This window comes from Achromobacter sp. ISS7 (assembly GCF_056523125.1).
Genome location: NZ_JAWRZD010000002.1, coordinates 25,059 through 49,590, shown reverse-complemented (window position 1 = coordinate 49,590; position 24,532 = coordinate 25,059). Strand labels below are relative to the sequence as shown.

The following is a 24,532-nucleotide window of genomic DNA, read 5'->3' as shown; positions in this document are numbered from 1 at the left end:
CAAGGTTTCACGCGTGAAACCGATTAGATCCTGGGGCGATAAATGCGTTCGATGTGTTCTTCATCGTCGTCCGGAATCGACAAGTCATCGTCGTCAGGTTGCCAAATGTCAGAATTTTTCCGAACATCCTCAAGCGCCGCGCGCGGTGTGAGGCTATCGAGATAAAACGGGGACTCACCAGTGCGTAAGATAGCGTCCGCCGCTTGCTGTTGTGAGAACCACTTCGCGTTCCTACGGCGTAGACACACTCCGTTCACTTCCGGCACTGTACGACGGGAAGAGCTGATTGCGACATCAATCGTATGCGGAATCTGAGTCACCCACCCATACGCGTGGAGCACGCTGATTCCGATCACGATTGCTTCGGGGAAGAGGCGACTCACCGCCACAAGGCGTTCATTCTGAGCCGCGCTGGGGTCACGGACCAGGTTGTAATAGACGCCGGCACGCTTGCCTGCGGGTTGAACCACGCCAAGCTTGAGCATTCTGCTGACAAATTTCTTGGCGTTTTCTCTTTGTAGGGACTCGCCAAGGGTGCCCTCTTTGGTCAGGTCATGAAGACCAAACGTCGACGGGATTTTCGTCAGTCGTAATAGAGAATTGGACATCGTTTCCCACTAGCCAGTTTGTCGCTCGCGGCGCCGCGGAGCATCTTCGACCAAGATGTCATTGCGCTCGTCGATCAACGATGCGACGCGTTCAGCCGTCTCTACGGCGTTGGCCACCATGTCTCGAACGTCGCGAATCGAAAAGGACGTGCGCGTCTTGCCGGTATAGTCCACCAGGAACCGCCGCAACTCTTCCTCTGCAAGCAGAATTTGCTCCTCCGTATTGATTCGGGATGCGTAGTCACGTAGGCGCCCCCCCAGTGTCTCAACAGATGCCTCGCCAACTGTGCTGTCCTCTTCCCCGTCCGAATTCGGATCGGTCCGATAGGCGCAGGCATAGGCTTCCACGCGCTGCGCGAGCGTCTCCTCTGCCGGCCGAGCAAACTCGCGGTTCTGCGAGATCCACCAGAGATCGAAAATGTCCCGCCATTTCGTGTACGGACGGTTTGCCATCGCCACCAGCTTGTCGACGAAGATGGAGTCGAGGGTTGCCGTTGGCAGTGGGCAATGCAGACGAACCAGCATGCCGTTAACTGTCATTGATTCAGGCATGATCGGCACGCGCGGCGAAACCTTGTACTGTGCCAAGTATTCGTCATTCACGCCCCAGAACTCCGACTTGACGATCGCTTTCCCGATCACTCCAGCCTTCGAAAGCGCGATCGTGAACCGGCCCATTCGCGGCGAGCTTTTGTCCTTGAGTTCAACCTTGATGCCCGCATCCAGTCGAAGGATATGGCGCTGCATCCGCTCTACGGCGCCACGCATCGTATCCCCCATCGTGGCGAGCAGATCTCGATTCATGAGGAAATCGAGGTCTTCTGAGAATCGGGGACTCGACCAGGCCAAATGGAGTGCCGTCCCTCCATGAAACACGAGGTCCTTCGATGTCCATCCTGAGCTTTCAGACAGTGCTTCCAGAAGGAGCAATTGCGCCATTTCGGCCCACAGGTGTTTCTCTTCTGCGGTGATCGGCCGGCGGGAGGCCGGCTTGATGAGTTGGCGCATAATTATCCTAGGTTGTGATAGTGCAAAACCGTTTGTTGAAATTGTAGCTGGCTGAGGTTTGCGCATTCAAGAGACTGGGGAGACTCGGATGTATAGTTAAGGCCCATTTCCGCAGCCAACCTATGACCTCAACGCTCCCAGATATCCTCTTTTGCGGGGATCCGCACGGCAAGTTCGACCACATCACGCGCGCCGCTATCTCGCGGAGGCCTGAAGCCGTGGTGTTGCTGGGAGATCTGGATGCACCGGACTATTTGAGCAAGGTCCTTGCTCCCGTCCTAAGTATTTGCACAGTGCTGTGGATCATAGGTAATCACGATACCGACTCGGAAGAACTCTATCTTCGGCTCGTCGAAGATCCTGGTCATGCCAACCTCCATTGCATCGACGACAAAATTGTCGAGGTCGGGGGACTGCGTATCGCTGGCTTGGGCGGGGTGTTCAGGCAAAAGATATGGTACCCAGCCGCTGGCTCGCCGAACGGCGAGGGGATCCAGACAGAACGCTACTTGGCGACTATGGGCAAAGGCAATCGATGGCGCGAGGGACTGCCGCTAAAGCACCGTTCCACGATCTTCCCAGACCGCTATGCCTCGATGGCTGCGAAGCGTGCAGACATCCTGGTAACTCACGAAGCGCCAACGCCTCATGCTTACGGGTTTGAGGTGCTGGAGAATCTCGCTACATCGATGGGGGCTCGCTGGAGCTTCCATGGTCACCAACATTGCTCGGTCGCATACCCGGTGCATGCTGGCGCGGTCAGGCAGTTTGGCGTGGGTGAGAGGGCAATCATGACTCTAAGCGGGCAGTTGCTTGATTGATCGGACGAGGAAGCAAAAAATAAGCCCGGTCATATTGTGAGCACCGGGCTTAAAGACTTGCAGGGGTTTAGCCCCGCGGTCGATCGTAGGTCAACGCCGGCAGCGCCGGCGTTTCCGCGGTTTGGTTTGGTCGCCGGAAGAACGGATGTTCCCGTTTCACGTACGGCTGCTGATTGGTCGTATCCTTCAAGGGATCGAAAGTACCAGCCAGCAGGCCAGTTCCCGCGCCCATAAGGGCACGGTAGGCTGCCAGCTGCTCCAGCTCCACGCCTTTGCCACGAAGATGGGCGACGACTTCCCCGAGCGACGCATCGTCGAGCGCACTGTGGGGGGTTACCACCGGCAGAGCCTCGATGATTTCGTTGACAGCCGCGGCTCGCAGGTTTTCATCAGGGACTTTCGACCGTACGATCTCCGAGATTTCGTCGGCCATGGTCTTTTTGACGGTCTCCGTGTGGTCACGAAGGTGCTCGAAAGTCGGACCCATGATTTCGGCAACTACGGCATCGGTGTCACCCTTGGCCAGCAGTTCAGCAACTCGTTCACGGACCTCCGGATTCTCGAGCTGTCGAGCCACCATGCTGAGTGCGGCCTGCGTCGCCTGTTCAACGACCGCCTCTTCGCGATCGCCAGGCAGGAGATAGAGTGGCTTGCCCAGGTATGCGGGCGCCGTACGCTCGTAAGCCTCGACGTCGATGATCTCACCTTCGTCCGAGCGCGGGGCTGCAGCCTTGAAAGGATGGCTTGCGTCCATCCAATCCGACGCGTTGCTGCCAAGGGGCGGCGCAGCGCCGGCTTCGGCGAACGAAGTTGCACCAGGTGCCAGGCCGAGCGCGGCGCCCGGGATGCCACCACTTCCAGAGGGCGCCGGGTTTGTTGCGGTCGGTGTTGCTTCCTTCTGCTCCTTATCCGGGAGGCCGACCCACTGCTTCAACGTCTTGATGATGATCGTGAGCACTGTCAGGATGGCCTTGATCAGCATCTGGAGTGCTTCGGCTGCTCGCTTGGCGAGCTGTTGACGCTCTTCCTCATTGACGCCGACACGTGCAGTGGCGCGCTGAAAGTGCTGAGTGGCGTCCGCCTTGAAGTCCTCGAAGCGCTTCGAGAGCGAGGGCCCGATCTCGGGCGGCGGCGGAACAGACGATCCGAGTGCTGCGATAGACATGATGATTTCCTCTGTTGGAAGGGTTATGCAAACAACGTTGACTGTGTCTGCCGCTTGTCCTTTCGGCCTGCGTCTTCGTCTGAAAGAGAAGCTTCGACGACAAGTTCGGGGCGACGTGATTCGTCCATCAGGAGGTCCTGAATAGACAGCTTGATGCCTTTAAAAGTGGTACTAGCGCGGCCGGTCTGTTGGAGACCTTCGAGATCGCCGGCCCCGCGCGCCAGCATGTCCGCTCGAGCCAGGGTGTATCCATCCAAGGTGTTGCTGAACTGGTTCAACCGTGCGTAGCTTTCAGGAGAGAGCGCGTTCACGTCCTCCGTCAGCAAGAAGCAAAGGCCGAACCCGCCGGATCGAGCCAGTCGGCCACGAAGCTGATGCAACTGGCTTTGGCCAAGATGCTCTGGATCTCGAATCACCAGGACCTGAATGTCTGGCACGTCGATGCCAGTTTCAAAAATAGTCGTGGTAACCATGAGGTTCTTAACTCCGGCTCGAAAGGAGTCCAGTGCAGTGCCTTTAGCTTCGGGCTTCATCTTCCCGTGAAGCAGCGCCACCTGGCCTGGGAAGAACCGCTCAAGATCCGCCGCACTATCTATGGCAGTGCGCCTAGCCTTTTCCTCAGCTTCCTTGCTTGCGCCTTTGGACCTGCCATCTTCGACGCCTACACCTGCGGCCGGCGTCCCTTCCTGCGGATCAACTAGGGTGAAAACGACCGCGCACCGTGCGCCTTTCTCTATCGCGCGCTTCAACGCGTGCGCAGCTACGCCGCGATGCTTGACGTCGATGAGTGCAGTGTGAATCTCCTTCTTCACCGGCTGTTCATTTAAGGTAAACAAGTCCATTCCGTCGTAGAGCGACAAGGCTAGCGATCTGGGAATGGGGGTAGCGGAGACTTCTAGGACGTGCGTGTAAGGCTGAACCAGAGCCTCACGCGCTGCCGTGTGCAGCTTGTGTTGTTCGTCAAAAATAACGAAATCAGGTTGATAGCCCTGCTTAGACGCGACGGAATTTAGCCCTGTCGTACCCACCAAAATCGCGTCATGATTACGGATCTTGCCGCCAGCCTTCACGAGTTCGACCGGTACCGCGCCTTGATACTCTGAAGCGATACCCTTCGCGATTTGGTCCGCCAGCAAGGTGGTGGGTGCGAAGATGCACACGCGTGCCCCCGAGAGATGAGCGACTGCCGCAGGTACCGAGTACGCAATGGTCTTACCCGCTCCGACTTCCCCGCTCAGCAGGCCGTTAAGCGGCCGCGTGGAGGCAAGCCGCTCAGCGACTCCGAGAATGACCTGGCTTTGGTTCTTAGTCAGCGGATATCCGCGGCGTTTCTCCACGGCTGCGATCAGCGCAGTTGCCCGGGTGCGGAGTTCATCCACCGTTCCGATAGGTGCTTCAGGGCAGACAGCCCGAGCATTCTGACGCTGCGCTCGACATTGCATGCCAAGCGCACAAATTCTCGACGCGATCTGGATGGCGTCCAGCCCTTCTAACTCCGATGAGTTCGGACGATGCATGCTAGCGAGGAGTTCGGGCAACGTCTGGGGTCTGAGCTCGCAAGCTTCGGGCGTGCAAAGGCGAAGAATCTCAGAGTCGGGTAGACCTGCGCAGTCCTGCCGTATTTGTTCGCATGCCGCGAACATTGCTTCCTCGAGAAGTTCGTCAGAGGAGCATGCCCATCTGACCATTTCGGCGACAGCATGCATGTTGACGCCCTTGCCACTGGCGCCAAGATAGATAGGTGCGATAACGCCCACTTGGCCCGGGGCCAGCACACTTACGTCCCTGAACTGCTTTCGCCCGTAGGCACGCTCGAAAGTGCCGCGAACGATCAAATCCTGGCCTGCGGGAGTGTCTTTCCACTGCCCGACGGAGCCGAATGCCGAAATGATTGCCGCCTGGCCCTGGGAGTCTTCCACGTCGATCTCGAGGCGGAACACGCGAAACGCGAACGGATCCTTCGCGAGAAGCTTGCTGCGATCTGCGTACCCGCCTACAGGTACGGGACCATCACGACGACCGTATCCGCGAATTGAAGGCTTGCCGTTTTGGTCGCCGCGGACCTTTACCTTGGCTATCACCGGCACCTGGCTGGCAGATGCTGCGATCTGATCGAAGGAGTCAACCACATAGCGGTAGTCCTCATATCGATCCGGCGCGCACAGAAGAGCTTCAATGGGGTGGTTGAGCCCCATCTTTCTAGCGCACTCCATGAGGTGCGCCGGCGCATCGATTTCCTCGTAAGCCATGTCGATTAAATCGCGGTAATTGGGTCGGCTGTCTATAAATGTTTGCGATATTATACGTACAAAACCTAGCGATCAAAGTGCGTGTTCAAGACAGATTTCGCACAACGATAAGGACTCCAGAATGACTCGAGCCGTCTATGCCTATCTCAACAGGCCGACCTTTCCGGACGGAACCGTCCCATTTTTTAGCAAGCTGGTCTCCGAGTTGGAGAAAGCCCAACGTAGGGCGCCAGCAGCTCAGTGGCTGTCCTTTATCAAAGGACTCACAACGAAAGGTGTGAAGGGTGCGGAGATCGCGGAATCTGGGGTAACCCAGCACCTTGAGAGCTTGGTCGGAGCCGGCGCCAAAGACCCCATCACGCGGGAAGACCTGATCCAGTGGCTGTTATCGCACACTCCCACGGTGAAGGAGATGGACCTGCTCCAGTCTCAGTACAAATCGTTCTCGCAGCCGAGATACCCCACTGATGTGTATCGAGAGTCGCTCTATCTCCTAAACAGCGAGCGGGACAACGTCGATGACCGAATTGCCGACATACGGTTCGAGCTGGAGGAGCTGGACTTCGACCTCGAGGCGCTGCACGACGATCCACTTCGAGCCATCCGACTACACGATGAGCTGAAAAGCCTGAGGGTACGGCGGGAACACGCCAGTGGCGTCAGATTCAGCCATTGGCGCGAGGTAACGGATGATGCGACCGGTGAGCAGGTCTCCAACATGGTGGCTCATGCACGTGTGTCGCTTCGGGGAGATCTCTTCTTCATCGAAGAAATCCAGTCCGACTGGGCTCAGAGAGGCCGTCTTTCTGAGTGGCGCACGATCCCTGAGGGTCCCTGGGTCACGAACACGGAGTCCTGGGCGGGTCTGATCTTGCGTCGGCAAATTCAGCGTGCGGCACAAGGTGGCCACAACCGTATCGCCTGGATCACCGGCAGCATGCGAAACGGGGGCGATGGCACTCACCAATCGCGAGATGGACTGGACGACTTCTACCTGAAGATTTTGCCGAAGATCGCAGACAAGCTCATTTCAGGAACCGGCATGAAAACACGAATGATCCAGTTGGACCTGGGCGGCCGGCAGGTTGAAGTACCTGGGTTCGACATCAACGACGCTGTGAGGGAAAAAATGTCTGCTGCGCAGCCTTTGTATTCACGCGACATCGTCCCGGCGCAAGATCCGGTGAAGATGAACCATGAGTTGTACGCGAGCCTGACTCGAGCGCTGCAGAGCGCAGAGGAAATGCTCGGAAGTAGCGTACAGATCCGCCTTGCAGCCAAGGTCTTCGACGCCGCCACTGGCGAACAGGTGGCGGGCAGTCAGCTTGGCCACTTGATCCAGGTCAGCTTGAGCGGCAGGGACCCCGTTTTGGCACTCAGCCATGAGGTGTGGCATTACGCGCACGAGCATTTGCTTGACGTAATCGATCAAGCGTCTGTGGAGGCAGCATTCGCGCCGGGCTCGCGCTTGAACGACCGCGTGCGCGAGACACTTGTGCGCATCAAGGCTGCCTCCGGCGCATTGCAACAGTGCGATGATCCGAAGGAGGCTGCAGCTCACGGTTTCGCGCTCTGGAAAGCCGGCCATTTGGTTCTGAACGATGCAGAAGCCGCCAAGAACGAACCTCTTGGTGACGACATCATTGATAGGACCGCGGGACGCCTTTTCAGGGTGGTTGAAGCAGCTTTCGAGCGCATGACCAGCTGGGTACGTCGGGTGCTTGGGGACTCGCCCACATCCCAGGCTGAGTCCCGTACAGGTGAGCTCTTCACGAAGCTCCGTGAGGGCGCTATGAAGCAGGCAGAGATCGTTCCCATTGACGAGTATCCCGTCGACGAGCCTCAGCCCCAGCGATATCGTCAGCGAGCGTGAGCAATGAGGCTAACTGTCGCCCAGTACCGGGCGCTAACCGGCGCGAAAGCTTCAAGTAAGCCCGGTGGCAAGGCGCGGTCGGTATCCCCGGCGCAAAAGCCGGGGATCCACCAGGCCGCAGAGAGTCCGTTGGAAGCAATGCTCTATCTGCAATTACGTGCGCTGCAGGTGGCACTTCCCGAACGGGAGTTCGCATTCCATCCCGTTCGGCGTTGGCGCTTCGACTTTGCCTGGCCGGACCTTCGCTTGGCTGTCGAGGTTGAGGGAGGCGTCTATAGCCATGGGCGGCACAACAGACCTCAAGGGTTCATTGGCGACACGGAAAAATACAACGCGGCCGCAGAAGCTGGTTGGACAGTTCTCCGCTACACAGGAACTTCCATTCGGTCCGGGAGTGCGGTGGAGCAAGTTCGAACGCTCATTAATGAGCGCCAGGCGTCAAAGCAGTCAAACCGCAACGAACAGTCCACTCTGGAGCCTGAACTCCGCAGCGAACCTACCAGGCGCAGACCAACCCCCCGCACCTGAACTCCGCAGCGAACCTACCAGGCGCAGACCAATCCCTCACCTGAACTCCGCAGCGAACCTACCAGCAGCAGACCAACTCCCCACACCTGAACTCCGCAGCGAACCTACCAGCCGCAGACAAACTCCCCGCATCTGAACTCCGCAGCGAACCTACCAGGCGCAGTCCAACTCCCCGCACCTGAACTCCGCAGCCAACCTACCAGGAGCAAACCGACCCCCGCACCTGAACTCCGCAGCCAACCTACCAGGCACAGACCTCCCCTCGCGTCTGAACTCCGCAGCAAACCTACCAGTGAGAACTTGTCATGGAACAACCCAGCAACCACCGGCGTCGCGTCCTGATTGATCAGACGATCACGCGAAGTCTCTGGATCGACGTTGAGATCGAAGGCGAATCACCGTCCAACGATGACTTCAAGGAGCGGGCTGAGGAGCTAGCCAAGTCGATCGACTTTGCAAATTCCCCGGAAGTGGAAACCGCAGTATCGATTGACGCAGTAGCAGTGGAAGAGATGCGCCCTAGCTCGGCGCGGCGTCCCCGGCCCTAAACGTTACTTACAAAGGATAAACATGGCAATCACACACACTCGCATGGCGACGCCCATCGAGCGCGTCAAAGCCCAGCGTCTCCGAGATCTGCTTCGCAGTGGTGGCAGCGTAATCGACGCTCATTGTGCGAAAGAATGCGCCGGCGTGATTCTGATCGAACCAATGAATGGATCACCGTACGTGGTCGATATGTCGGCCAGTGACGACGCGGTGACCGTCTATGAGTTCGAGGCAACGCCGGCGAATAGCGGAACAGCCCATCTGCGTCAGCGCATAGACGCAGATCTCCACTATCAGTCATTGATAGCGGAGGCCAACCGGCGCGTCCAGGCCGAGCAGACCGACAGGGCGCCCTTGTCTCGCCCCCGCGGCTAAATCGGGTTAGGAAAAATTCATGAGCAAATACGCAATCTCCCTTTCCGTGGAAGAAGGCTTGGCAGGACGCTTTAACGCTGGGCCATTTTCGTCCTTCCCCCATGACTCGTTTCTCGCTGAGCTCTTGCCTTGCTTCCGTGTAGGATCGACCGGCGAGCCGACGCTCGCGATCGCCGAGATGACTTCCGCAGTGAACGCAATGCCGATCGGGGCGCACAAGCGGGCGGCGGTCCAGTTCCTTGATGAACTCGGCCTAGCCAAGCCGGATTCCGCCCAACAACCACCAATTGTTGGTACGGACCAAAGCAAGCAGAGTTCAGACGTGGATGAACGACTAGCCAGCGCGCTTGAATACGATCTGCCTAAGGTGATTTTGGAGCGTCTCCGAGGCGGAGATTGCTACGATAAGCTCGAGGCTCTCCTGACTTCTGAAGGAGTACGGGCGGCCAGCGTGTCCACTTTGGATGCGATTCGCGAGATCGACGAGGTGCTATCTGATTCGATCCTCGATCGGAAGTATGGAAACGATGAAGACGGCCTGGACATGATTTACCGCGAACTCGCCGGCTGGCTAACGCTGCGGCGCGAGGCTTTCGCCAGGAGCCTGGTTCCCGTCCAGGCGATGGGCCAGCGCTCAGGTAGGGCCGCGGGGCCCGGGAACACAGTGATCCAGGCGGGCTTGACGACATTTTTCAATGAGTCGTCTCCCCTTTCAAACTGGCACCAGCGTCCATTTCGACACGTCGGGATCGAATTCGGTTGTGCCGAGCAGGCGCTCATGTATCACAAGGCGCTGTTGTTTCATGACTATGAGACGGCCGAAAGGATCCTTGAAACCCCCGGGCAACGGGAGCAAAAGGCCTTGGGTCGTCAGGTCCGCGGGTTTGATGATGAGATCTGGATGGCCAATCGAGAGCCGATCATGAGAGGCATCCTCCGGTCAAAGTTCAAAGAACCGGAGATGAAAGATTTTCTGCTGGCGACCGCCGGTACTCGTTTGGTTGAAGCGAGCCCGTACGACAAGATCTGGGGCGTAGGCCTGGCAATCAACGATCCGCGAATTCGGGACCCGGGCGCCTGGCAAGGATCGAACCTTCTGGGCGCCTGCCTCGAGCACGTTCGTGCGCGCTACACATACATGGAGCGTCGTGACAATCTCCAAGACGGCGTAGTGCCTGCTCAAGCCCGTCAATCTCCTCCCGCAGCAGGCGCGTCGACTCGACACTCATCGTTCTCGTTCTCGCGCCCCCGTCCATAGCTGTGGCGAAAAAAAAGCCGCTCCAAGTGCTGGAGCGGCTGACCTACCTCCCATTCACCACGAGAGAATCTGCTTGAAGTGTTCGTCGGTCAGCCCGCCAGTGGCGGCGAAATTGTTGTCGAACACCAGCGTTGGGGAGATCTCGGCGTAGACCAAGCCGCGCTTGCTTTTGATGCCCTTCAGAGAATCGATAATGCGTTGCGCGACGCTGTCGCAAGGGGCCACGACGGTCGGTGCCACCCCGTTCAGAATCCAGTTGTCATAGGCCTGTGCGCGTGCCTGGTTGTTCGGTTGGCATGCGATCTGAGCCGTCATCGCAGTCGACTTTTGCTTGGTGGCGTTCAAAATCGGCGCAACGAACGTGTAGATGGTGACGTTGTCGATCTTGTTCAGGCTGCGTTCCATGATGCGGGTGTACGGGCAGTAGGGATCCACGAACACGGCGATCTTGCGAGCACCATTGCCACGTTTGCGCACGAAGGCGTACTGCAACGGCAGTGAGTCGAAAGCGATGCTATCAGCATAGCCCTTCTGTGTGATGCGCCGCGCAGGCCCGGGAGCATAGGGTTGAGGCGCGGATTGCGAATAGTCGTACCAGCGAACTTCGGCCGGCCATGACGCAGGCTTCTTCGAGGCCGTGTTGCCGGGGGCCTCGGGCGCTTGCTTGGACTGCGTACCCGTCACCTCACTGATGACCGCACCAACCGAATCAGTCACCAGCTTTTCGATGTTGAATTGCGCCGACGCTAAGCCAGGCGCCGCGGCGGCCAAGGAAACAATGGAGAGAGCTACGAGGCGACGAATCTGCATCTTCAACCTTATCTGAGTTTTCGAGGGGTTGAAGACAGTATGGCAAATCGCCTACAGCAGATTCAAGGGGGCTAGCCTGCGTGCATTCGGTGCCGAGGTTTTCCGTTGACCTCGGACTGCGTTGACTTTTCCTGATCTTGCCCGGGTCGGGGCAAATCAAACAGAGCTAACGTGCAGTCGTAGACGTGACTTTGCTCAAGCTCGGTGGCTTCTTGGTCCATGGTCAGCAGGCTAGTGCTGGCCAAGGTACGCTGTCGTTCAGCGAACTGAACATTGGCCTCCATCTCTCCAGCTTCCCAGCCGGCGCGCCAGCTGATTGACAGGACAGCGAAATACAGCCGATTCACCAGCTCAGGGTACGCCGATCGTGGTGTCTTTTGCCTGGCATGGACCTGTTTGAAGAGGTCCATGTGTGTACCGTAGATGAGGGGAAACCGTTGACCGTACCACCCCATGTCGATGGTCGTATCACGCGGCAACTCGGGGCGAACAGGATGCGATGGCGCCGTTTCCTGTCCAGGCCCTAAGGAAGCGAGCGCGGCGCGCATCCTTTCATTCGCACGCGTGTTTTCCTGGTAGTGCAGATCTCTCCAACCGTGGTTCAGGCCACGGTGCCACGCTTCCACAAAAGCATCCCGTGCGTACCCATACAGAATGCGTTTGTACTTCGGATTGAAGTTGGCTCCCAGGCTTTCAAGCTCTACGAAGGACGTGAAGTCCCGATCTTCGAGAGTGCTTCTGGGCGGTGGTAGGTTCGCTGCGGACATGGCGAAAGCTAAGAGTGATGTTGTATTTGGATCATACCTGCAAAACAAATGTTATTTGGTCGCTGTTTCGTCGTTAGGTCCCAAAACGACGTCGTTGAAAAAGCTTTCCATCTCAGCCACGGAGACGGCGCCAGTGCCCATGGTGTTCGGCGTGATGTGAGCGGAAACCACCTTTTGCATGGTGTGCGCCGAAGCCTTCGGGGTGGGGCTGCCCAGTTCCTTCTCCAACGCAGCCAGCTCTTCCATTGTCGGTTCGCTCAACCCGATCGCAGAGTTATTAGCGCTCCGTGGACGCTCGATCATGTGGTTTGCGTCTGCAACGGCTTGGGAAACCCAAGCTGCAGGTTGGCCAGGTTGCATCCCCGGGCGCCCGTCTTCAATCAGTTGCTGCACCGGGTCAGCAGGTTGACTCTGACCATATCCGAAACCAAAGTCGCCGATACTGCTTGCAGGTGCGCTCAGGCCGGGAACGGATGTGTCAGGGATGATGGGCTCCGGGCTCATAGAAAAGGCGCCGGTTGAGTGTGCGACAGCCGGAGTGCGCAAGGGCATTTCATCCACCGGGCGCAATATCTCGGAGACAGGCTTCCTCAGTAGCGACAAGGGATCGGGAAGGCCATACTCATCGAGCGATTGAGCCAGGCCTTGCGCTTCAGGCGAACCAAGGATTTCAGCCGCAGCAGAATGAGCGTCCTTGCTAACGCTTTGCGTCGCACCAGATGCAATAAGATTGCGCAGCGACATGTAGAAGACGATGCCTCGCTCCACCGGATCGATGCCAGACATTTCGGCATTGAGAATGGCTGCCACGCGCGACAGCTCCGCGAATGCGGGCTGCTGAGGTGCCGGAGCGGTCGTACGGCGCCCAGTCAGCACATCCATCAGGGCTTGGCCGTTTTCAAGCTTCTGCGTACTCTTGGCCGTGGGTACTTCAACAGAATAGGCTTCAACCTCTTCTTCGCTCGGTTCATGGACCTGCAGGAATCTGTTTAGATGGAACGACTGATTGCGCAACCGCTCGAGCCAATCGCCCATATAGAAAGTGCTGATACGGCTTGAGACGCCAAGTGCGTTCATCACCGCTTGGCCTTCCGTGTACTTCTGCATTTCCCCGTAGGTCACCATTTCTTGCTCGCCTACGGACAGCCGGGTGTCTCGCTTATACCCGCCGGCACCGCGGCCTGCCTCATATGTGCCATATGAGGCAACCTGCACTTTACCAACCGTGGCACTGACCAGCTTCCAAGTTTTGTCGGGGTCGTCGATCTTCATGAAGATCTTGTTCACCGTGTTGCCCATCATGGCGCCGGCTTCAGCGGCACGCGATCCTTCTGTCAGTTTCTCCAGATCCTGTGCAGCCGCGATCATCGACATTCCAAGGCTTCGCGCCTGAGCAAACATAACGGCGATGCCATCAGCAAAATAGTAACCAAGTTCGTCAAGTGCAACAATATATGGATACGGGGCTTGGGTCGCTTTGGATTCGATCAGCTCTTCACGCGATCCCTCGAGTTCAGAACCGAGGTTGCGAGCCATCATCACTCGCAGACAAGCAATGGATAGCTTGCCAAGGTTTTCCGCTTCCTGGCTCGATTTTTCGAGGGAAGGAATGAGGAGGAAGAGGATACGGTTGTGCAGCGCCACGTCGATCATGTCGATCTCAGAGAATGGCGCGCGGAAAATGTAGCCGTACGTCTTGTCCAGAAGGTTAAGGACAGGCATCAACTGGCCAACACGATAGCCATGCTGTTCCAGGGCGGCAGGATCCTGTTCGGTTTCTCGACCAGGCGCGGCTTTTCCCTTCGACCCTTGGCCGCTCATCGAGTGAGGCGGCAGCGGCACGCCAGCATCGACAAGGTTGTGCTTTTTCTGAAGCTTTTCTACGGAGTACGCAGGTAGACCCGAGTCCAAATAGTTTTTGATGCCGACGTAGCCGTATGACCAACTCTGAGTTCCAGAGGCGGCTGCTTCCTTGTGACCTTCTACGTAGAGCTCCTCGATCTTGGTCAGCGACAAATAGTCAATGATCACGCCCACCGACAAGGTAAAGCCCTGCGTGTCGCGCTTGTAGCAAAGAGCGGTGATAACGGCACGCCAGACAGCAAGTGCCTTTTCCTGCCAGCTCTTACCATCGCCTTCTGCCTTGGGAAGAAGGTTTGCGCCCATCTGGATCAACGTATCCGCGTCTCCAGTGGAGAACGGGTTAAGTCCGTTCGACCGACGCCGGCGCGAGCGCGCCACCTGCTGAGGCGTCTTGCCACCAAGCAGGAAGTTCAGCGCGAGCATGTCGTCACTGCGCCCGAATGCCTTCACCATCGTATAGCCGTCAGTAGGCAGTTTGTTGTCTGCCTTACCGTCTGCGCAGAAGAACCCCGAACCCCAGCAAAGTGCGTTGTAGAAGATGCCTTTAAGGGTCTCGCTTTTGCCGGAACCCGTTGAGCCCATGATGAGCCAATGCTTACGCAGATCACTGTCGCTGAGCCAGCATTGCTTGAATTTCTCGTAGGGTGATTCAGCGCGGACGGAACCTATCAACAGAATTCCATCCCCTGGCTTCTTTGTCTCGGGATTGGTGCCCCGGTGTGCCGGGTACCGATAGGGCAGCAGAAACTTCATTCGCATCACTGCGAAGTGGCCCGCCAAGAACAAGAGGATCGAAATGGGCAACACGACCGGCATGATCAGGGCGAGGATCACCAGGGGGCCGCCAAAGAACAGAAAATTCCCCGGATCGGAGAGCTTTTCCTGCATCTTTTCTCCCCAGGGGCGAACGTCAGCGATCCGCTGGTCGTTCTTTACTTCATGCTGTCTCTCGATGTGTTTCGGCACTTGGAGCTCGTTCTGGTCTAAGGGCTAGTCGCGTCGGCGCTGAAGATGGTTCATGCGCTGGTTTCTTGACGGAGGACCTCGCGTGCTCCGCCGATTCCCGGAGACGACAAGATGCCGTCCTTTTCCATCTGTTTGAGATAGCGCTGCACCTTGCTGTCGCTGAGTCGGAATTGCTGCTTCAACACGCTGGCGCCGGCGCGGCGTTCTCGAACGACAAACGCGACTGCCTCGTGATATTGATTGGTGGTCATCGAATTACCCGGATAGCGGTTAGTGGGAGTGATCGCGTTGCGAAGCACTCAACTCGGCTCGCATCAGCGCAGAAGACGTAAGAAATGGCACGCATGCAGTAAGTCGCAGCTCGGCTGAGGAAGTGCCGAGACGAGCAATGCGTAGCAGTTCGCTTTTGGCACGCGCCAAAGCGTTCCAGGGTTGACCGTGTGAGATCCAGATGCGGAGCGAGGACTCAAGAGAGTCAATCAGTCGAATCGCGCGGTCGAGCTCATCAGCACCGCGTTCTTGGTTGAAAGCGCGCAGCGAAAGAACTTCATCAGCGATTGCACTGGCCAGGAAGCCGATTGCCTCAAGGTCATCGCCATCCCGCACCGGAATTCCCCAAACCTGAGCGGTGGCATCACGAAAGAGGTGCGAGACTTCCAGGTGCGGGGCTGAAAGAAGCACACGCGCCAAATGGGATGTGACCTCGTCTCGCAGTGTGCTTCCGCAGCTCTCGCTCAAGTAGAAGGTTGGCTGCGGACCAAGCTGGTTCGATCCGGTCATGGCTACTCGACGAAGAGGTTGAGCGCACTGGCCATAACGGCCGTGCCTGCGACAAATGACGAGATTGCGGCTCTACGCGTGTCAGGCGTTTCGAGAAATTCCATTCCGATCATCGTGAGATCGGAGGGTCCGGCTTCGGGGCTGTCGGATTCCGCCTTGCCACTCGCTACCCACGCCATAAGGCATGCCTGATGAGCCTCGAGTAGATCTGCGGCACGTTTCCATTCGGCCGTATACGCGTCTGCCGCTGGCAGTTCTGAACGCAAAGCGATCGCACATTGAGCCTGAGCATCAGAAAGTGCCTCGAGGGCTGCAGGACCGGAAGAAGAGGAACCTGCTGCCAAGCTGATCGACTCACCCGCCACATCACGCATCAAGTGGCTGATCTCAGCGGCGCTGCCGTGGTTAAGCACCTGGACGACGCGGAGAAGAGTTTCAGGCTTCATCTCGCGCCTGAGTCCTACGCCGGACATGCCTTTGTTGATCCCCTCGACCAACAGTTGAAGGGATTGAACTTGTTCGCATCGGCAGATCCGAACGCTGTGTTTGGACCGGCCAATTCCGCTAGCCAAGTTTTGAGTGAGGCTTTCCACCTTGCGTTCTGAAAAGTTGCCTCTACGTTTCGCCTCACCCATCAGAGTTCTCCTGTTTGTGCCGGTTTGGCATTTGCTTTCAGCCACGCCTCCAAATCACTCTGCGCGGTCGGGCCGACGATCGCGCCGGCGTGAAGTGCTCCATTCGGAGCAACGATCACCGGAAGTTCGGAGCCCGGTTCCACTGCTTCTGATAGGGCGCCTGCTGTGGCAGCCAGGCGCACGCGGTCTTGCCAGTTGCATTGCGCATAATCGTTCGGCTGTGAAGCGCTGGCGCTGTATTGAAGCCACGCATCCCCTGGCACCTCTGCGCAATAGACATGGCTCATGACACGCAAGGCGTCATCGACGTTGTCACCGGATAGGTCTGCCGGCAGAATCACCGGCAGGTGCTCGGAAGAGATGTTCGCGAGAACATCATTCATCTGAGAGCACTCTGCGCAGTTAAAGCTCGAGAAGACAAAGAAGGGTGCAGGCCGAGCCTGATACCCCTCCTTCGCCAGGATCGGAATTCCGGCGTGGCCAGCAACTGCTGTCAGATTGCGAAGGTTGACTTCAGTCAAATAGCCTGCAGCAGCTACCCGGGGGGTACTGAATGCTCGGGCTTCTACATTCGACATCTCGGTGATAGGCAGGGGCGCAAAAAGGTAGTACCCCAATGCACTAAATGAGACGGCAAGCAAGACACGCTTGATCCACACCCCACTGGGGGTGGGACTTGGGGCAGGTCCAAATGCCTGCTTCAAGATGCGGTCGCGCTCGCGCTCGGCTCGTCGCTTGCTAAAGGGACCGAGATGAACTCGGCCGATGCGGTGGCCCTTTTTCGGGTCGTCAAGATCCGCGCGGAAATCGACCTCAAGCCAGAAGGTTCGGCGCCGCAACCCTCGTACCTCTCCAGTCGGTCGAATCATGATTTTGAGCGAACGAGCGAGATCAAATTGATCTTCCACATGAGTGATGTCGCTAACCGTCACCGGTACGAAACGGCCCGTCGAGTGATGAATTTTGAGAGTGTTTGTTCCGCTCATCGTTCGTTGTTCATTCAATGTTTGCAGGCACCGGCTTCGCGGCATTGAGGTCCGACAGAGCGCTCATGAGGGCCGTGTTTTGCTCCCAGTCACCCAGCTTCTCGTCCTTCCACCATTCTTCAGAGTCATCGTCGCCGTTCAGCCATTCCGTCCATTCCCGGCATAGGGCATCGATGAGACGTTCAGTGAAGATGACGGGCTGTCCGTCCGGCTGAATGGGAATGCGTCCTTTACGGACAACCTTTCGTTCGTACTGCACCTGGCTAAACGCCAAGCCAGATTCGCTATGAGGGGTCTTTCGTCCGACTGTGTTCAAGGTGTAGAACATGATTCGGTCGGTCGGCTTGAGCCAGATGCACGACCACGTACCAATCTTTCCGCTGCGCTGAGCGTGCTCTAGCAAGGCGTAGAGAAACGTGTATTCCCAGTGATGGATCTTGGCGAGCTTTCGAGCAAGCGGATGATCCCGCCACTTTTCGAACGACTCAGCGACCTCGGGGATCGAAAGGTTGGCCATGCCCTGTGGAGAGCCGTAGGCAGACATGTTGAGGGCGTCGCTGACCGCCTTGCTTTGGGCCTTGCCTTGCTTATTGTTAAATGCGTAAGGGGCAAGAATCGCGTAGATCGCTTTGCCTGCATCGGACAATCGATCAACGAACACAACTGGTTTGGACTCCGCGCCGTCTCCACGGACATCTACGATTTGGCGTCCAAGAAACGGAGAGCGGAGCAGCACCTTGTTCCCGTGCTTGTACTTGGTCGTTTGCCGCAGAAATCCCGTCATACGATCCTTGTCGATCACAAGCGCGTCGCTTTCTCGATCAGGAACCAGCACCGGTTGCCCATGGTACTTCGCAGCGCGAATGAATTCTTCGGGGAATACTTGACGTGCCCATCGCGGCAGCTTGTTGGCGACCAGCTTTTCCTGAATTTCGACCACCGGGGCGATATCGGTGAACGTATTCATCATGTTCCTGGCCAGCTCGTTCGGAGTGAGTCGAGCGTTGATCCGGCTGTTTTTGATCTTCTTCGTCTGGCGGACAAAGAGTCCTGCCGCGACAAAGGCGAAAAGCACCGACCAGGGCTTAACAGCAACGCTCACGTACGACAGCCAGTCTCCCAAGGAAACGTGGGCTGCATGCCGGCGGAACAGGACATAGTTGAAGTCGAGGTCCGGAACCGTAGAGCCGGTCAAGCTTGACGGCAGCAGGCGCCATGGGAAAGCGAGTGCATTCATTACCGGGGTGAGGTAATACACGATGCTGTGGGAAGCGACGAGCCAGACCAATGCACCAAGGATCACGAAGCAGCCGGCCCCGAGCCCAACCCACATCATCGGGCTATCGCTGTCTTTTCGATCGTTCATTCAAAGCGCCCCGTGCTGACCATCGTTTGGTACCGCTTCCAGACATTGCGAACGTATATGTCCTGAAATTTCTTCGTCGGCGAGTGATAGTTGGCGATCGCGCACCAAATGTCAGATTCCCCTCGCTTGATGCAACGATTCCACTCGTAACGCAGCGCGTAAGCCTGGGCCATCAGCGCTTGGCACATGTTGTTGGTCAGGGCATCGAGGGATATGGAGTATTTGCGCTGCATGTAGCCGCCCCATGAACGATCGTTCAACTGGGCTGGTCCGTAGTCTTTGCTGCCGTTCTTGTTGTTGCCAACGACACCGGTACGTCCGCCGGATTCTTGCTTGAGGATCGCTAAGATCGCCATCGCCGGCACCTGGTATCGCGCCGCGGAGTTATCCACGCATTGGGCCGGTATCCTCGCCGGCAACCTAATGTTCAACGGACGCGACAAGACGCTGTCACTCGCATTGGAACTGCCAGTGTCCGCAAGGGCGGTACCCTGGCCCGACAGCAGCAACAGCCCGAGCGCCAGGGCCTGAAGAGTGAAAGTGCGTCGCATCAGGAGAAGATCCTTGCCCAGAAATCCGGTCGGCTCATGAACTCGTTGAAGCGAATCAGCGCTCGGTCTTCAATTTGCGTTTGGTAGATCGCAAGTCGCAGTGCGTTCACCGCGAAGACAACGGCGCCCATCAGGCAGCATCCGGATCCAATCAAGATCCCGTACGGACCATCAGCGATGATCCCGATTGCGACCAAACCGCTCAGGAGAATCCACGCAAGAACTAACGAAATCCACTTCGCGCGCTTCATGGCCTTCAATTGCAGAGCCAGCGCCTCGGTAGTCCAGTTGTTCTTCTTGAACAGCAGTTCGAATGCAGCTGCAGAGTCCGGAGCGTTGACGAACACCTTTTCATCAGTCTCCTTCTCCTGCATGGAGGACCGGATCGAAGACAGTGACGAGGTGATGTTCTGATAGGACTGTGCGAGGTCCTTCGTGATGCGCACATAGGGCCTGGCCAAGGCGCCGCCCCAACTTTTCAACAAACTCATTGCTCGTATCCTCCTTCTTGGCCCAAGCTGCGTTCCACCTCAATGGCTTGACGGAGCCGGCTCATTGCGTCGGGGTTGAGCAATGCAGACCAAATGCGGGCCACTCTCAGTTCCTCGTACCTCTGCGCCAAGAGCTTCGGCATGTATCGAATCCAGCTGGGATGGCTCACTTCCGCGTCGCGCAGCAGCATGAGCACGAAATGTCCAGACAGACGGCCGGCGGCCCAATCATCAATCTGACCAAGTCGCCTCATGACGCCTTCCAGGCCCAAGCGCTTGTCCGCCAAATCTTGTTCGAGCACCGTCCAGGATTCGACAATCGCTCTGTAGAGCGCCTTCTCGAAATCGCGGCGTACGAGAGGCGGCTCTTGCATGAAAAGCGTCTCCGCCATGTGGTCGTCCATCATTGACCCCATGTGGACTGTCGCTTCAGACAAAGTTTGATCCGTGACTGCTGTCATAAACGAGAATTCATTGGTGCAAAACCGACATCAATAAATTCTATTTCTTCAGCGCGGTTTCGCAAGGTGAGATCGACCCAATCTTGCCAAGTAGGTGCTTTCGTTGATTAGGCCGCGGGCGCGCTGGTCGTCTAGGCGTTGGCGAGCGAGATGCTGCAGGTGTTGGGATAGGATGGAAGGTGCTGCGTCGATGATTGCGCGGTGTAGCCGTTGCTCTTGGTCAGAAAGCGGAACGGTCTGGGCCGTGCCGCCTGCTGCAAGGGCTTGGTCAAAGCGGACCTGCCATTGCGCCACGGCTGGCAACAGGTCGGGGTCGACAGATTGCTGCATTCTGACCAGTTCTGGTCGAAGCGCTCCGGCATATTTGGGGAGCCGCATTACGGCCAACAGGAGCCGATCAGTGGGCGCCGAAGCCGAGGGCGCGTTGCTCGTCGCGGTTTGGAACCCTGACGAGGACGGCCGGCCCTGCGGACGCGATTGTTGCTGCCGCTCGCCAGCGGCCAGTCTCTCAACGATGAGACTAAGTTTTTCCTGGAATGGACTATCGGCAGGGAGGCGGGCAATCAAGAGCCGGGCTGTCGACTTCATCTGTTCGCGTTGTCGACTGTCGTCCAGGGCGTAAATCGTCTTCAGCGCCTTTTCGAAGAATTCAGGTAAGGTAAGTCCGTTCTTTAGTTGCGCCAGAAAGGACTCGCGTCCATGGGTCTTCACATACTCGTCAGGATCTTGCTCTTCGGGCAGGATGAGAAATGTAACTTTGACGTCCTTGGTCAGGCGGGGGAACAAGCTTGAGAGTGAACGAAAGGCTCCTTCTTGCCCGGCCTTGTCACCATCCATGCACATCACGATCTGGTGCGTCCTCTCCAGAATCTTGTCTACATGCTCCTCTGTAAGGGCCGTGCCCATTGTTGCAATTGCGTTCTGGATCCGATGGTTGGCCAGGCCGAGAACGTCCATATAGCCTTCCACAGTGATAACGAAGCCAGCGTCCTTGATGGCGGACGCGGACTCGAACCAGCCATAGATCGTTTGCCGCTTCGAAAACACGGCTGTCTCTGGAGAGTTGAGATATTTCGGCGCTCGGATTGCTTGCCCATGAGCATTCGTGGTCTGCTGGTCCGATAGTCGCCGTCCACCAAAGGCGATCACTTGTCCCTGTTCGTTGCGGATGGGAAACATCAACCGGTCCCTGAAGAGGTCGTATCGCGAACCTTTGTCGCTATCCTTCGCTAGCCCGGCATCCACGAACGTCCGGGTCGCGGCATAGTCGTCATTGTGCTTCCGAAGAAAGTTGAAACCCGGGGGCGCATAGCCGACACCATAGCTATGCAGAACCTCCGGACGAATTCCGCGACGGGACGCTAGATACTCCAGTGCATTTGGCGAGGCCGACAGTTCTTGGGCGTAGAGGCGCTGGGCCTTGGCCAAGGCTGAAAGAAGGAGGCCTCGATCGGCCCCAAGATCGGGCTCACCAGGGGCGCGCTCGGGCGGCGGCCGCGGCGTCGAGGCGCGTGGGGCCGGCCGAGGCGGGGTGTATGACGTCCCGAGTTTGTCTCCCGGTATCGGGATGCCTGCTCTGAACGCCAGGTGTTCGACCGCCTCCACGAAATTCTTGTCATAGAAACGCTGGATGAACGCGATCGCGTCGCCGCCTTGCTTTCCATTCATGCCTGCCGAGCATGACCAGCACGAGTAGATCCCCTTGGTGCCATTCACCTCAAATGAGGGGTGACTATCGTTGTGGAAGGGACATTTGCCGATCATTTCTCCACTTGAGCCTCGCGGCCGTAGCGCGACGACTTCGCCTATTACGTCGACGATGTCGGTCCGAGAGAGCACGTCGTCGATAAATGACTGCTCGAATTTTGGCTTCCGCTCCTGTGACGGCCGCTGAAACGCCGGGCGGGAAGACGGGCGGGGACCGTCTTTCGGGCGGGCAGCTTGGGGATCATGATCAGGAGTGGTGGAAAAGCCCATGATTTTGCCTTTGGTCCAGCTTGACGAGGAAATTGTTGGCTTCTATATTAACTATCAAATTCGACCGCACAAAACCTATCTTTTACGGAAATGGCATGGGAATCTACCCAGTCCCCGACACGGACGCCCTGAAAATTCAACTTCGGGCGCGACTCGACGCGCTTCCTCAGCGCGATGCCATCGCCGCATCCGACGCAAACCAGTGGATCGACTACATGGCCAACGTCATGCCTCATGACGCGATGTGGCACATGATCCGCGCAGGTGGAGTTGGTGGTAGCGAGATCGGTGGTCTCGTTCGCAATTACCTGGGTCACCGTGCCGATCATGAGTTCTCTGCACATGACTGGGCCGAAGCGAAGCTCCTGCGCAGCACTCCGGCGCCGGCGCAAGGTGTGCTGCGCCGCGGCCACGAGATGGAACCGATCCACGCGAAGCGGTTCTACGAGGAGTTCAACACTGCTCGCGACGTCGAGTCGTATAACCGTCTCTCCAAGGCCCAGGGAAGCGCGATCTGGATGCGCTACTCGCCGGACGAGATGGTCAAGCTCGAACGCCCGACCACTTTCGATCAAGTCGACGGCCCGATCAGTCTGAAGGGCCGGTTGCTCGTCGATTACAAAGCGCCCACCGAGGTCGACGCAGCGGCTCATATCGCGTTCCAGTACTCCTGCCAGTTGCACCAAGGCGCGATCCTATGCCAAGAGCAAGGGATCGAGATCGTGGGAGCGATGCTCTCGCAGTTCAACTGGGCTACATGGTCCTTGAAGAACGACTTCGTGCAGATCAATCCGGATCTGTGCGACCTGATCAAGGAAGCGGGAGATCACTACTGGGATTTCGTGATGCGCGGCGAGATTCCCGAGTACGTTGTCCGGGGCCGTCTGGAGTTGGACACCCAGGTGCGAGATGACTATGCAGAAGTTGCGACTCGCATCGCGCAGTTGAATGCCATCAAGACCCTCTGCGAAAAATCGTCGGACGACCTGCGCGACAAGCTCATCAAGGGCTTGCGCCTGGATTCGTTCCGCGTCGATGGGCAAGCGATCGAGTTCAAGGATGCCTTGAAGCTCACAGCGCCTGCCGCTCTGGATGACGAGGCCGTGCGAGCTGCGCTGCCAGTTGAAGTCTATGAAAGCCTTCTGGTTAAGGAAACAAGCCAGAAGTACGACACGGATGCAATGGTCGCGCACCTCAAGGCATCAGGCGTCGACGTGAAGCCATTCCGTAAGACTCAGAAAGTCGACCCTTCACGCGCATTCGACGCACTTCTCGCCGCCGGGTTGGACCCCGAAAAGTTCATTGCGGAAAAGCCGCGACTTACCGTCGCAAAAGAAATGAAAGGCCGAGCCGAAGACTGGTTCTCCGCAAGCTTTCCGCCTGTCAAGGTGCCCGAAATCTTTACCGATGAACTGGCCGCTGCCGATAGCAGTCCGGCGGCCGAGGCGAGCGAAGCAGAAGCTACCCCGCATGAGCGGCCGCGCCAATAAACGTAGTTGCACTATCGAAGTGTAGTTTAGCGCCCCAATTTGGGGCTTTGACCAAAATTGGTCAGCCATCACCACACCCCATCTGGGGCGTTATCTCAACTAGGAGAAATCCATGGGCTTTTCCACCTCCACCGGCGCATCGCGCCCCTCGATCATCGGCCAAGTCGTCTGGGGTTCGAAGAACCTCGAGCTGCCGCTCCCGAACATCCGCTTCTACGACAAGGAAAAGAAGGAGGAAAGCTACCTGGTGCCGATCGGCCAGCGCGCGCAAGCCAAGGTCGGCGGGGTGATTACCCGCTTCAGCATCGGCCAGGTGCCCAGCTATCAGGACAAGGAAGACAAGAACGGCGAGACCAACATGTTCCGCGCCTACCTCACGCTGGACAGCGGTCCCGATGAGCCTCTGGCGGTGCTGGCCTTCGACGTTTTCGACCGAAAGGCCGAGAAGGTCGACGGAAACAGTCTCCAGCTGATCAATTCCCTGGCCTCGCATCTGGAAGCAGTCCAGCGTGGCGAACTGCCGGCCGATGCGCCTGTCGAGATCGGCTTCTATCGCAAGCCGAATCCGAACAACAAGGACAAGCCGTTCCCGGCATCGATCATTCGTCTGCCGTCGGACTACGACGAAGGCGGCAACCCGATCTTCGGCGATGCCAAGAACTTCGTCCGCAGCGAAAGCCTGCCGCCGCGGGGCGTGCCGATGAAGAAGGCCGACGGCCAACCCCTGATGGTCAACGGCCACCAGGCCTATGACTACTCCGAGGCCATCTCGTGGGTCGAAGGCAAGATCGGCGCGCTGCTCGAAGCCTACAAGAAGGAAGGTGCAACGTCGGCAGAGCAGGAAGCTCAAGCGGCGGCCGGGAACACCGATGCGCCTGCCGCTGATCTGAACGGCGTCGCTGAGGACGCCGTGGCCGCCGCTCAGCGTCAGCGCGCGAGCGCCTAAGGCCTCAGC

At 57.7% G+C, this 24,532-nt stretch carries 23 protein-coding genes; 7 read left to right on the top strand and 16 right to left on the bottom strand.

What is annotated here, in order from left to right; all coding sequences use genetic code 11:
* Nucleotides 1-23: 23 nt before the first annotated feature.
* Together AC1HFW_RS31775 and AC1HFW_RS31770 are read right to left on the bottom strand one after the other, a co-directional pair.
* Nucleotides 24-608 carry a hypothetical protein gene (locus tag AC1HFW_RS31775; RefSeq protein WP_479286668.1) on the bottom strand — a complete coding sequence of 195 codons (585 nt, stop codon included), beginning with the start codon at nt 606-608 and terminating at the stop codon, nt 24-26.
* 9 nt (nt 609-617) lie between these two features.
* Nucleotides 618-1,616: a nucleotidyl transferase AbiEii/AbiGii toxin family protein gene (locus AC1HFW_RS31770; protein WP_479286666.1), complete on the bottom strand. Its 999-nt coding sequence runs from the start codon at nt 1,614-1,616 to the stop codon at nt 618-620.
* 122 nt (nt 1,617-1,738) lie between these two features.
* On the opposite strand from AC1HFW_RS31770, the gene AC1HFW_RS31765 reads away from it, so the two are divergent.
* The gene (locus tag AC1HFW_RS31765) at nt 1,739-2,437 is read left to right on the top strand and encodes a metallophosphoesterase family protein (protein ID WP_479286664.1); all 699 of its coding nucleotides are present in this window, start codon (nt 1,739-1,741) and stop codon (nt 2,435-2,437) included.
* Nucleotides 2,438-2,504: 67 nt separating this feature from the next.
* On the opposite strand, the gene AC1HFW_RS31760 is transcribed toward AC1HFW_RS31765, so the two are convergent.
* Both AC1HFW_RS31760 and AC1HFW_RS31755 read right to left on the bottom strand, forming a co-directional pair.
* The gene (locus AC1HFW_RS31760; protein WP_479286662.1) at nt 2,505-3,602 is read right to left on the bottom strand and encodes a hypothetical protein; all 1,098 of its coding nucleotides are present in this window, start codon (nt 3,600-3,602) and stop codon (nt 2,505-2,507) included.
* A gap of 23 nt (nt 3,603-3,625) precedes the next feature.
* Nucleotides 3,626-5,851, bottom strand: coding sequence for a helicase-related protein (locus tag AC1HFW_RS31755; RefSeq protein WP_479286660.1), 2,226 nt, complete (start codon nt 5,849-5,851; stop codon nt 3,626-3,628).
* Nucleotides 5,852-5,972: 121 nt separating this feature from the next.
* Here AC1HFW_RS31755 and AC1HFW_RS31750 point away from each other — a divergent pair, with 121 nt between their 5' ends.
* From AC1HFW_RS31750 to AC1HFW_RS31735, 4 genes are all read left to right on the top strand, one after another.
* Nucleotides 5,973-7,724, top strand: coding sequence for a hypothetical protein (locus tag AC1HFW_RS31750; RefSeq protein ID WP_479286658.1), 1,752 nt, complete (start codon nt 5,973-5,975; stop codon nt 7,722-7,724).
* Between the two features lie 833 nt (nt 7,725-8,557).
* On the top strand, nt 8,558-8,800 hold the full coding sequence (locus AC1HFW_RS31745) for a hypothetical protein (protein ID WP_479286657.1): 243 nt from the start codon (nt 8,558-8,560) through the stop codon (nt 8,798-8,800).
* A gap of 22 nt (nt 8,801-8,822) precedes the next feature.
* Nucleotides 8,823-9,176 carry a hypothetical protein gene (locus tag AC1HFW_RS31740; RefSeq protein ID WP_479286655.1) on the top strand — a complete coding sequence of 118 codons (354 nt, stop codon included), beginning with the start codon at nt 8,823-8,825 and terminating at the stop codon, nt 9,174-9,176.
* Nucleotides 9,177-9,195: 19 nt separating this feature from the next.
* Complete coding sequence (locus AC1HFW_RS31735; protein ID WP_479286653.1) at nt 9,196-10,434, top strand: NADAR family protein; 1,239 nt, start codon at nt 9,196-9,198, stop codon at nt 10,432-10,434.
* A 54-nt stretch (nt 10,435-10,488) separates the two neighbouring features.
* Here AC1HFW_RS31735 and AC1HFW_RS31730 read toward each other — a convergent pair whose 3' ends face one another.
* The 12 genes from AC1HFW_RS31730 to AC1HFW_RS31675 all read right to left on the bottom strand — a co-directional run bounded on the left by AC1HFW_RS31730 (nt 10,489) and on the right by AC1HFW_RS31675 (nt 22,087).
* Nucleotides 10,489-11,244: a thioredoxin fold domain-containing protein gene (locus tag AC1HFW_RS31730; RefSeq protein WP_479286652.1), complete on the bottom strand. Its 756-nt coding sequence runs from the start codon at nt 11,242-11,244 to the stop codon at nt 10,489-10,491.
* Nucleotides 11,245-11,315: 71 nt separating this feature from the next.
* Nucleotides 11,316-12,011: a hypothetical protein gene (locus AC1HFW_RS31725; protein ID WP_479286651.1), complete on the bottom strand. Its 696-nt coding sequence runs from the start codon at nt 12,009-12,011 to the stop codon at nt 11,316-11,318.
* 51 nt (nt 12,012-12,062) lie between these two features.
* Nucleotides 12,063-14,840, bottom strand: a complete 2,778-nt coding sequence (locus tag AC1HFW_RS31720) for a TraM recognition domain-containing protein (RefSeq protein ID WP_156350343.1) — start codon at nt 14,838-14,840, stop codon at nt 12,063-12,065.
* Nucleotides 14,841-14,890: 50 nt separating this feature from the next.
* Complete coding sequence (locus tag AC1HFW_RS31715) at nt 14,891-15,091, bottom strand: DNA translocase FtsK (RefSeq protein WP_479286650.1); 201 nt, start codon at nt 15,089-15,091, stop codon at nt 14,891-14,893.
* A 19-nt stretch (nt 15,092-15,110) separates the two neighbouring features.
* Nucleotides 15,111-15,620, bottom strand: coding sequence for a hypothetical protein (locus AC1HFW_RS31710; protein WP_156350336.1), 510 nt, complete (start codon nt 15,618-15,620; stop codon nt 15,111-15,113).
* Between the two features lie 2 nt (nt 15,621-15,622).
* Nucleotides 15,623-16,255 carry a hypothetical protein gene (locus tag AC1HFW_RS31705; RefSeq protein WP_479286649.1) on the bottom strand — a complete coding sequence of 211 codons (633 nt, stop codon included), beginning with the start codon at nt 16,253-16,255 and terminating at the stop codon, nt 15,623-15,625.
* A complete protein-coding gene (locus AC1HFW_RS31700) occupies nt 16,255-17,241 on the bottom strand; it encodes a thioredoxin domain-containing protein (RefSeq protein ID WP_479286647.1) in 987 nt (328 codons plus the stop codon). The genes AC1HFW_RS31705 and AC1HFW_RS31700 overlap by 1 nt, the downstream gene beginning before the upstream one ends.
* 10 nt (nt 17,242-17,251) lie before the next feature.
* The gene (locus AC1HFW_RS31695; RefSeq protein ID WP_479286646.1) at nt 17,252-18,607 is read right to left on the bottom strand and encodes a secretion/conjugation apparatus DotM-related subunit; all 1,356 of its coding nucleotides are present in this window, start codon (nt 18,605-18,607) and stop codon (nt 17,252-17,254) included.
* On the bottom strand, nt 18,604-19,158 hold the full coding sequence (locus AC1HFW_RS31690; RefSeq protein WP_479286645.1) for a lytic transglycosylase domain-containing protein: 555 nt from the start codon (nt 19,156-19,158) through the stop codon (nt 18,604-18,606). The genes AC1HFW_RS31695 and AC1HFW_RS31690 overlap by 4 nt, the downstream gene beginning before the upstream one ends.
* Entirely contained in the window at nt 19,158-19,649 is a 492-nt protein-coding gene (locus AC1HFW_RS31685; protein WP_430771112.1) for a hypothetical protein, read from the bottom strand. The genes AC1HFW_RS31690 and AC1HFW_RS31685 overlap by 1 nt, the downstream gene beginning before the upstream one ends.
* Nucleotides 19,646-20,110 (bottom strand): hypothetical protein, encoded by a 465-nt coding sequence (locus tag AC1HFW_RS31680; protein WP_479286643.1) that lies wholly within the window; start codon nt 20,108-20,110, stop codon nt 19,646-19,648. Before AC1HFW_RS31680 ends, AC1HFW_RS31685 begins: the two co-directional genes overlap by 4 nt.
* A gap of 48 nt (nt 20,111-20,158) precedes the next feature.
* The gene (locus AC1HFW_RS31675; protein WP_479286642.1) at nt 20,159-22,087 is read right to left on the bottom strand and encodes a DNA primase; all 1,929 of its coding nucleotides are present in this window, start codon (nt 22,085-22,087) and stop codon (nt 20,159-20,161) included.
* A 95-nt stretch (nt 22,088-22,182) separates the two neighbouring features.
* Here AC1HFW_RS31675 and AC1HFW_RS31670 point away from each other — a divergent pair, with 95 nt between their 5' ends.
* Together AC1HFW_RS31670 and AC1HFW_RS31665 are read left to right on the top strand one after the other, a co-directional pair.
* Nucleotides 22,183-23,577, top strand: coding sequence for a YqaJ viral recombinase family protein (locus AC1HFW_RS31670; RefSeq protein WP_479286641.1), 1,395 nt, complete (start codon nt 22,183-22,185; stop codon nt 23,575-23,577).
* Nucleotides 23,578-23,689: 112 nt separating this feature from the next.
* Nucleotides 23,690-24,523 carry a hypothetical protein gene (locus tag AC1HFW_RS31665; protein ID WP_054432661.1) on the top strand — a complete coding sequence of 278 codons (834 nt, stop codon included), beginning with the start codon at nt 23,690-23,692 and terminating at the stop codon, nt 24,521-24,523.
* Nucleotides 24,524-24,532 lie beyond the last annotated feature (9 nt).